A 2,276-nucleotide genomic window follows, 5' to 3' on the forward strand; every position below is an offset into this window, starting at 1 on the left:
CTGGTCTTCTTCCCGCATCACTTTCTAGGTTTGGCGGGCATGCCGCGCCGCTACATAGACTATCCCGATGCATTTGCAGGCTGGAATATGGTCTCTTCCTATGGGGCCTACATATCTGCCGCGAGCGTACTGTTCTTCCTGGCCGGAGTGGTCGACGCCTTCTACAGACGAAGGGAGGCCGGCGATAATCCTTGGGGTCCGGGAGCCACGTCCCTGGAGTGGATGTTGCCTTCGCCACCGCCGTTCCATCAATGGGACAGGCTCCCGATCATTAAATAGCCCGGGTCGGCGATTTCGGCGCCCATGCGTGACGATCCCTGCAGCCAATGCCCTGGCTCTCGTGGCCCTCAATCAGCATCCAACACGACGGGGTTGGTGTTGGCCCGGGAGAGTACCGGGCCCCTAGCGAGCCGTTCCTGATCCCCGGTCGGGCTCGCGGATAATTCATCGCCATGCACGAACTTGATAGCCAAACAGAACCACCAGCGCCAAGGAACATTTCTGATCCAAGGATGTTCGGGGAACCCCAACCCTGGAGAAACCTCATGTTCATGCACAATAAGCGACTGCAATACACCGTCCGTGTGTCGGAGCCGAATCCGAAACTGGCATGCATGATAATGGAGCAGTTCGGCGGAGCCGATGGCGAGTTGGCCGCCGCTATGCGCTATTTCGTCCAAGGGCTGGGCGAGGATGATGTCGGTCGAAAAGACATGTTGCTCGACATCGCAACCGAAGAACTAAGCCACCTCGAGGTGGTCGGGTCAATTGTCACAATGCTGAACAAGGGACTCAAGGCACACCTTGCCGAGGGACAGATGAAGGAAGCTGAGCTGTATTTGATGGTTGGCGCCAGCGGCACAACGGCCAAGGAGTCAATCCTGTTTGGCGGCGGACCCGCATTGTGCGACTCGGCCGGAGTGCCTTGGACCGCCGCCTATATCGATTCTCGCGGCGAACCAACGGTGGACCTGCGCTCCAACATCGCGGCCGAAGCTCGTGCCAAGATCGTGTACGAGCGACTGATCAACATCACCGATGATCCCGGCGTCAAGGATGCCCTCGGTTTTCTGATGACGCGCGAAGTCGCCCACCAGAAGTCCTTCGAGAAAGCGCTGTACGCGATAGAGAACAACTTCCCGACGGGCAAACTCCCGGGCATCGAGAAATATGCCAGCATGTACGTCAACACCTCGCAGGGCGAAGGAGACGCCACGGGACCCTGGAACTCGGGAGGCGAATGGGACCGCATCGACAATCTCGAAGAGGTGATGCCCGCCGACGGGGGCGACGGGATGGCGACTGTCAAGCTAAATGCCAAGGACAAGAAGGTCGCGGCCAATCTGGCGGAGCGGACACTCTCGGACCCGGCTTCCGATCCGATGACCGGCGCCGATCTTGGAGCAGGACCGGGGGCGGGCCGCACCAAGAACGGTGACATGGGCGGCGCCGCCAACATCCAGGAGGCGCCAGCGCGGGCTGCGGCCGCTACTCGCAAAACCAGGTAGTCTCTACAGGTTTGGGCGCCCTCAAGACAGTATTCGCGTGCGCAAAGGGAAACTACCTGTCGCGACCGAACACGGCGGTTCCCTGCGCCGTCGGGGCGACGACTCTGAGACAAAGTGACAAGGCAACGCGGCCTAATGACAATTCAAATACCCCTCTCCAAGATCGATCGCGCCAGACGTGAGGACCGCGGCGATGGGGCCTGGAGTATCGCGCCCGATCTTGCCTACCTTCGCCTTTCGATCCTGAATGCGGTGTTCTTTGGTGTGCCCGGCCCCGCGACTCCAGTTGGGTGCTGATTGATACCGGTCTGCCAACCTCTCGAGGCGCCATTGTCGCGGTCGCGGAGGCGCGTTTTGGCAAAAACGCCCGACCGGCGGCAATCCTCCTGACGCATGGTCACTTCGACACGTGGGAACGGTCGTTGAACTGTCGCGGATGTGGGGGGCCCCGGTCTATGCGCACACGCTCGAACATCCCTATCTGAACGGAACAGCGTCCTACCCCCGCCTGACCCGTGGGCGGGCGGAGGTCTGATGACGTTGCTCTCACCGCTTTCCCATGCGGGCCGGTCGATCTCGGGGACCGTTTGAACGCGCTCCCTGACGATGGCTCGGTTCCGGGGATGCCAGATTGGCAGTGGCTCCACACTCCAGGGCACGCGCCGGGACATATTTCCCTTTGGCGTGAGACGGACCGCTCACTGATCGTAGGTGATGCGTTCATCACAACCGGGCAGGAGTCCGCCTATGAGGTAGCGACGCAGCAGC

General features: G+C 60.9%; 1 protein-coding gene and 2 pseudogenes. All 3 read left to right on the top strand.

Annotated features, from left to right (window positions below; genetic code table 11):
• Positions 1-279, top strand: a pseudogene (locus tag CK222_RS32790) (cytochrome c oxidase subunit I); the annotation flags it as partial.
• A 266-nt stretch (positions 280-545) separates the two neighbouring features.
• Positions 546-1,508 (top strand): manganese catalase family protein, encoded by a 963-nt coding sequence (locus CK222_RS31280; RefSeq protein WP_095802988.1) that lies wholly within the window; start codon positions 546-548, stop codon positions 1,506-1,508.
• A gap of 135 nt (positions 1,509-1,643) precedes the next feature.
• Positions 1,644-2,276 (top strand): annotated as a pseudogene (locus CK222_RS31285) (MBL fold metallo-hydrolase); the annotation flags it as partial.

The organism is Mesorhizobium sp. WSM3866 (genome assembly GCF_002294795.1).
GTDB lineage: Bacteria > Pseudomonadota > Alphaproteobacteria > Rhizobiales > Rhizobiaceae > Mesorhizobium.

Coding starts and splice junctions, on each gene's coding strand:
- CK222_RS31280 (WP_095802988.1), top strand. CDS start 546: ATGTTCATGCACAATAAGCGACTGCAATACACCGTCCGTGTGTCGGAG.